General features: G+C 53.5%; 5 protein-coding genes and 1 pseudogene. 2 read left to right on the top strand and 4 right to left on the bottom strand.

Annotated features, from left to right (window positions below; genetic code table 11):
- Positions 1 to 118: pseudogene (locus CR165_RS23920) on the top strand (IS5/IS1182 family transposase); the annotation flags it as partial.
- 205 nt (positions 119 to 323) lie between these two features.
- Here CR165_RS23920 and CR165_RS23915 read toward each other — a convergent pair.
- Positions 324 to 1,523 carry a DUF1501 domain-containing protein gene (locus CR165_RS23915; protein ID WP_109519390.1) on the bottom strand — a complete coding sequence of 400 codons (1,200 nt, stop codon included), beginning with the start codon at positions 1,521 to 1,523 and terminating at the stop codon, positions 324 to 326.
- Positions 1,520 to 2,842 (bottom strand): DUF1800 domain-containing protein, encoded by a 1,323-nt coding sequence (locus tag CR165_RS23910; protein WP_109519389.1) that lies wholly within the window; start codon positions 2,840 to 2,842, stop codon positions 1,520 to 1,522. Before CR165_RS23910 ends, CR165_RS23915 begins: the two co-directional genes overlap by 4 nt.
- A 653-nt stretch (positions 2,843 to 3,495) precedes the next feature.
- Between CR165_RS23910 and CR165_RS25895 the strand changes: the two genes are divergently transcribed.
- Positions 3,496 to 3,807 (top strand): transposase, encoded by a 312-nt coding sequence (locus CR165_RS25895; RefSeq protein WP_245906747.1) that lies wholly within the window; start codon positions 3,496 to 3,498, stop codon positions 3,805 to 3,807.
- A 45-nt stretch (positions 3,808 to 3,852) separates the two neighbouring features.
- Here the strand turns inward: CR165_RS25895 and CR165_RS24780 are convergent, their stop codons facing one another.
- Positions 3,853 to 4,803: a DUF6492 family protein gene (locus tag CR165_RS24780; RefSeq protein ID WP_146202044.1), complete on the bottom strand. Its 951-nt coding sequence runs from the start codon at positions 4,801 to 4,803 to the stop codon at positions 3,853 to 3,855.
- A 33-nt stretch (positions 4,804 to 4,836) separates the two neighbouring features.
- Positions 4,837 to 5,697: a WcbI family polysaccharide biosynthesis putative acetyltransferase gene (locus tag CR165_RS24775; protein ID WP_146202043.1), complete on the bottom strand. Its 861-nt coding sequence runs from the start codon at positions 5,695 to 5,697 to the stop codon at positions 4,837 to 4,839.
- Positions 5,698 to 6,101: the final 404 nt, after the last annotated feature.

Below are 6,101 nucleotides of genomic sequence, written 5' to 3'. Positions count from 1 at the left end.
CTTCCGCCGCCTGGTGAAGGACTACGAGCGCTACGCCAGCACCCTTGCCAATCTCCACCTCGTCGCCTTCACCTGCATCATGCTCAAGCAGGCGGCTCAACTGGCCGCAGGTCCATAACAACCTCTAGCCCGGCGCTATGGCATTAAGACGCGCTGGACGGCGTGCGTTATAGGCGGCGTTGAAGCCGCGGAGCAGCTGGACACCTCGAAGTACCTGTGCGGTGCAGCCTCCGCGAGCAGGATCGCCGCCTCAGGTCGTGAAACGCCCCTGCTGATGAAGCCGGAAAGCTTTCCCTGCGGGCGGACCAGTTCCGGGTACACTGTCAACGGATTAATCTATTCTCTGCCACTACACCGTCCGCGTTGGGGAAGGCCGCAGCAACGGCGGCGTCCGACAGGCCAAGATGGTCACGCAGCAACCCTTTGGTGATAGCGCGCAGATCGCGTGTTGGCGCCAGGTCTCGCTTTTCGAAGAGTTGGCCATCGGCCAGTCCCGGCCAATCGGCCAACACCTTGCCACCTTGCACGGCACCGCCCATCAGGAAGGCGACGCCGCCAGTGCCATGGTCAGTACCTTGGCTGCCATTAGCGCGCGCGGTGCGACCGAATTCGGTCATCACGAGGATCGCGGTTTGGGCCCAGGCGGCGCCAAGCTGACCACGCAGCGCGGCTATGCCTTCATCCAGCTGCTTCAGCACCCGCGACAGGGCGTAGTTCTGGTTGGCATGCGTGTCCCAGCCGCCGATTTCCAGCGCTGCCACGCGTGGCCCGTTCGGCGCCGTCAGAAGCTTGCCAGCCGAGGCAGCCAATGACACGAAACCTCCCTTGGCCCGCGGCTCACCCATCAGCGCGTCGGCGGCGAAGCCACGCCCCCTTAGCCCTTCCTGTACGGCTTTGCCGAGCAGCGGATCGGCATGTAGAAGATCGGCTATGCGGGCATAAAGCTCCGGTGGCGGGCGCACAGGGCGCGGTGGCGCCCACATGCCCACCGGCTGCGCGCCACGTAGCAGCAGGGGCAGGTCATAGCCCACCGCGAGGCCGCGCTCTGGCTGTCCTTGCGGTACAGGGGGAGTAGCTTCCAACGCGCGGTTCAGCCAGCCGGAGGCAAGGCGCTCCGGCGCCCCGCTTTCCAGCATGTCCTGCGCCTCGAAATGCGAGCGGTTGCGGTACGGGCCAGCGATGGCATGCACCGGCAACAAGCTTCCTTCTGCGAAGAAACGGTGGAAGTTCTGTAGCTGCGGCGCCAGGCCGAAGAAGCCGCCGCAATCTAGCAGACCGTCCTCCTGGCCGGGCTCCGGCAGCGCCAGCGGACCGCGTAACTCGCGGTACTGCGCATCGCCGTAAGGGGCGAGTGCCGCCAATCCGTCCATGGCACCGCGCTGGATCACCACCACAAAACGACGATCGCCGGCTTGGCCCATTACAGGCGGTGACGCCACTGCCAACCGCGCATTCCGGGTAGCGGCCAGTGCGGACAGACCGAGCAAAAGGCCCCGTCGCCCGATGTTCGGAAGATGGCTCATCGGTGCTGGAACTCCGCGCTGGAAAATAATAAGGCAAGGGCGTCGCGCGGGGAGCCAGCGCCGCGCAAAGCCTGCCGGGTTTCCGTCCGCCCAAGGGGACCTAGCGCGGTGTCCAGCACCATCATAGGCTCCAGCCGAGCAAAGCGACCGGCCAGTTCGTAGCACCAATCGAGCCGTTGCATGATCGGCTCAGGCCCTAGCCAAGCGCCGGCTCGGTCTGACCAGCCATTCGGCTGCTCTGCCTGCCAGCAGGGTTGGTGCAGTACATCACAGCCATTCCGCGCCACCTGCGCGAACTCTGTGCCGGCAGCGCCGCAGGCACGCAGGGCTGCCGTGACGTAATCAACCGGGGCACGCAGCTTGGATAAGGGCGGCTTCCATGCTTGTTCCAGCCGCGGCAGGGCGCGTGCGACGGCCGCAAGATCACCGCCCGTGTCTGTCAGCACCGCCTCAATACGGGTCACCGCTTCCGGCGGTGGATCGTCGGCGACGAAATGCCGCACCAGCTTGGTGGCTAGAAAGCGTTGGGTTGCGGAATGCGACGCCAAGAAACGCAGTGCCTTCTCCACCTCCGCCGGACCTTCACCAAAGCGGCGGCCGAGCACGATTTTCTCGCCTGGCTCATGTGCATTGGCGCGGAACACAGCCCCATAAGGCTCGCGCATCCGCTCCACCGTCCAGCCGGTCAACAGCCGTGCAAAGTCGGTAACATCGCGCTGGCTGTAGCGAGCTGCAGGCGAGACGGTGTGTAGTTCCAGGATCTCGCGCGCCAGGTTCTCATTCAGCCCACGCTTACGCTGCTTGCCGAGCGGGCTGTTCGGTCCAGTCGACTGTGTCTGGCTTAGGTAGGACAGCATGGCCGGATGCAGCACCACCGCCACCAGCATATCAGCAAATGTGCCTGTAACGTGCGAGCGGATAGCATCTCGCATGAACGGGCCCACTGTGCTGGCAACGCCATAGCCGGCCCGCCGGCTGACGGTGAAATGATTGGCCCAGAACTCCACCAGCCGTTCCCGGTAGGGAGTTGCAGTGTCGATGCGCAATGCCTGCAGTGCCACCACCTCCGCAGCAAAAGCGTAGTCCACCGGATGCGGTTGGCGGGGTGGTCTCTGGTCGCGCCGCCTATCGCCTTCGACCCAGTTCCGGTAGCCATCCCGCACTGTAGGTGGCGCTGGCCAGCCTGCCGGGACCGGCGGCGCCAGATCTGGTCCTTCCAGCTGTGCATCCAGCCAGCTCAATGGGTCACGAGGCAGCGCTTGATCCGGACGGGCTCCTAGCCCGAAGCGAATAGCAGCCTGCAAAGAGCGCGGGTCCATAATGATAAGACTAGCACTCCCTTGTACGCGAGCATCAGCGTTTCCTCAGAACCTATAATGATATAATGTTGAGAGATTAAAACTTTCTGGTGGTTGGAGCGCTGGGGCGGGACCTGGGATCTGGTTACGAGAGTATTGATGCGCGGAATGACAAAATCGGCGGTACGGGTCGCGCGTGAAGCACCGGCCGTCGGGCGGCGAAGCTTTCCGGCCTATGGCAGTTGGACCTCCCGGTATGACTTTTCGCCCAGGCACAGCTCTTCGCGCTGCTGGTGCTGCGCCAGTTCCTGCGCACTGGCTACCATGGGCTGGTGCCCCTGGTGGCCGAGTGGCAAAATCTGCGAAAGGTCCTGGAGTTGCGGAAGGTGCTGCACTGTTCCACTCTGGCTTATGCCGCACGCGTCTCCTGCCAGAGGGGAAAAAAGGGTGACCTTCCGCCATGCCCAGGTAGTCATCGTGGAGCGGGCCGGGTCCGTGGGCCTGATTGACGCCTCACCTACCGCGGCCGTGAATGCGACCGGACGGGAGACGCGGCACGTCAGCGAGCACTTCGGCAAACGCCGTGGCGCGGGAAAGGGCTCTGGTCATCGGCAGCGGGCCTGGCCAGGACTCGCCCGGACTTCACGCCCGCTCTGTGCCAGGCCGCCACGCTCATGGATCTGAGCACGGTGCTGGCCGATGCTGGCTACGACGCCGAGCACAACCATCGCCCGTGTCGTGATGAACTCGGCATCGGGCGCAGCATCATTGCCCTGAACGGACGGAACACTGGACAGCGCTTGCCGAAAACGCCCTGCCGGCGCGCTCTCCGCCAGCACTTCCCTCGCCTCATCTACAACCAGCGCTGGCGCATCGAGAGCGGCTTCAGCCAGCACAAGCGCCGCCTCGGCTCTGCCCTGACCGCGCACGGCCATCAGGCTCAGCGCGTGAGCTTGTCCTGCGCGTCCTCACCCACAACCTCATGATCCTCATGAGGTTGGTCAGGAAGGTTCCAACAGATCAAAGCCAAGTCATAATCCAGCTACACTCCCTCTAATTATCTCTGACGCAAAAATATAGAAATCGTCACAAGCTTCTTGGCTAATTCCAATATCAATTAAATATTTTCTAAGGCAGAAAATCTCTTCAACATTAGAATTTACTAATGTATTTTTATGTAAGCCAACAATTTTCTGATTTTTTTCATTCATAGATTTGATGCTATTAAAAAAAGATCGTCTACTAAAATTTTGATCCGGCCAAAACGTTTTAGAAAGAGGCGTTCTAGTCACACAATATCTAGATGAAAAATCAATTTTTTTGTATCTCATATAAGTAAAATACAATAAAAACTCTGATCTCCTAGTAAAACTTGAAAATTTACTTTCAATAGGATTTCCTGCAAGTTCAAAAAATTTGATTAGATCTAAAACTATATCTTTATGGAATGCAAACGGGGTCATAATTGCCATTCCAGGTTCATGATTCTCCAGATCTGCAATCCCAAAAAATTTTGAGTATTCTGCACTTCCCATTCGCTGAATAGAAGGCGGATCAGATTTGTATAATTCAAAATAACTATTTGGAATCGAATTATAGAAAAAGTCTTCTGCGCTAGCTGGAGCAACAAAAAAATTTTTTGCGTCTAAACAAATGTAATGATCATCTTTTACAATTTTCGCTGCATACAATTTACATATTTGTTGTTTATAATAACCAGGATTTCTATCGTATTTTCCAGCACCATAGGGGAACAGACATCCTGCATCTAAAAGAGTAACTTTAGAAAGAAGATTGCCGTAATAGAAAATAGTCTTACTGTAAAACTTTTTAGAAAAACTCTCAAAATTTTCTTGATTTACAATAACTATAATTGAAGAAATATCCTTATCGTAGAAGAATTTGCTTAGTGAGGCTGCTTGAAGACCAAGCAACGCAGCCTCTTCATCGTATACAATGCTCACAAAAGTTACTTTAGACATGATTATTCCTCAAATAAAAAACATTACGTGGATTTAGCCTTGAGGAACCTCATTCTCCCTGTATTTTTCATACGAAGAAGCAACAAATTCATCTATTTCAACTACTCTATGAGACTTCTCGTTTAATATCCCCAACGGTAGAACACGAGTCTTCCACACATAGGAAGCATATTCTTCACTAATATTATAATTTTTGCACAAATAAGGATAAATAGGAAGTATTTTCCAATCTAGTGCCCAATTTTGGAGGGGGTCTCCATCAATTTTTATGTCAACGCCAATTCTTTCAAGAACTCTTTCAAAAACTTTATAAAGAATAAAATTTTTAGGGTGATTATATGTGTATAGCCTGGGTACTCCGCTACCACGGTCAATAATTAAATCAGAAACTTTAATGTCGGATTCTTTTTCTTTTTCAGTAAGAAGTTTAAAAGAGTTTTCAAAAGAACTTTTGTATTTTTCTTTTTGCTCTAACAAGAAAATTTCATTTATTGCTTCGTTTTCCGACATTTTCTTTTTATAACAATCGTAGATAGTTCTGCTGTGATAATCTCCTGCTATTCCTTGAATAGCTTTACCTAATTTATTATACGGCACAAAAAAATCTGGGAAATATCCATTAAAATATATATTTGGAAAAACAATAAGCTTTTCTTTTAAAACATTTTTTAGATTTTTTGTAATTGCCGGAGTGAATTTTAAGCCCTCAGCAAAATGTCTGCTAATAACAACATCTGAATTTTCAATTATTCTTTTAAATTCTACAAAATAACTTTCATCTTGCTGATACATATCAGGCGTATTATTGACAACAAATTGGTCTGGAAACCTCTTTGCTAGGTTTTGTAGAAAAGCTCCTTGGCAATTTCCTAAGATTGTCAATCTTATCTTCATTGCGCCCTCTTCTAATTCATATAAAAATCAATTCTATAATTGATGCTGTTTTTAAAAACAAGTCAATTTCTCGGAGGCTGTTATGGATCTCTCATAACCTGCTGGACTCCCTCGGCCTTCCGCACGCAGGTCCATCCCGGAAGATTAGCAAAATCAGGCCACCAATGGCAGATCCATAACAGCCTCTAGCACTACCTGGGCACTTTATGATGAGGTGATGGAAACCTTCGTCGGCAATGCGGACATCGGATTGGCGTGACGAGGTGGCTGAACAGCCTTGACCTGCCCCCTTAAAAGTGGACCGCCGCTGATGTGAGATTAGCGGGACGCGGAGGGGAGGAGGTTGAGATGGCGAGGAAGCAGCACAAGCCGGAGGAGATCGTGGCCAAACTGCGTCAGGTCGA

Source organism: Teichococcus aestuarii (genome assembly GCF_003116135.1).
Lineage (GTDB): Bacteria > Pseudomonadota > Alphaproteobacteria > Acetobacterales > Acetobacteraceae > Pseudoroseomonas > Pseudoroseomonas aestuarii.
Note: the sequence above shows the minus strand (reverse complement) of the source record. Positions and strands in the feature narration are given on the sequence as shown.

Bases quoted from the DNA above. Each gene is read 5' to 3' on its own strand.
- CR165_RS23915 (WP_109519390.1), bottom strand. From the start codon at position 1,523: ATGAGCCATCTTCCGAACATCGGGCGACGGGGCCTTTTGCTCGGTCTG.
- CR165_RS23910 (WP_109519389.1), bottom strand. From the start codon at position 2,842: ATGGACCCGCGCTCTTTGCAGGCTGCTATTCGCTTCGGGCTAGGAGCC.
- CR165_RS25895 (WP_245906747.1), top strand. From the start codon at position 3,496: ATGGATCTGAGCACGGTGCTGGCCGATGCTGGCTACGACGCCGAGCAC.
- CR165_RS24780 (WP_146202044.1), bottom strand. From the start codon at position 4,803: ATGTCTAAAGTAACTTTTGTGAGCATTGTATACGATGAAGAGGCTGCG.
- CR165_RS24775 (WP_146202043.1), bottom strand. From the start codon at position 5,697: ATGAAGATAAGATTGACAATCTTAGGAAATTGCCAAGGAGCTTTTCTA.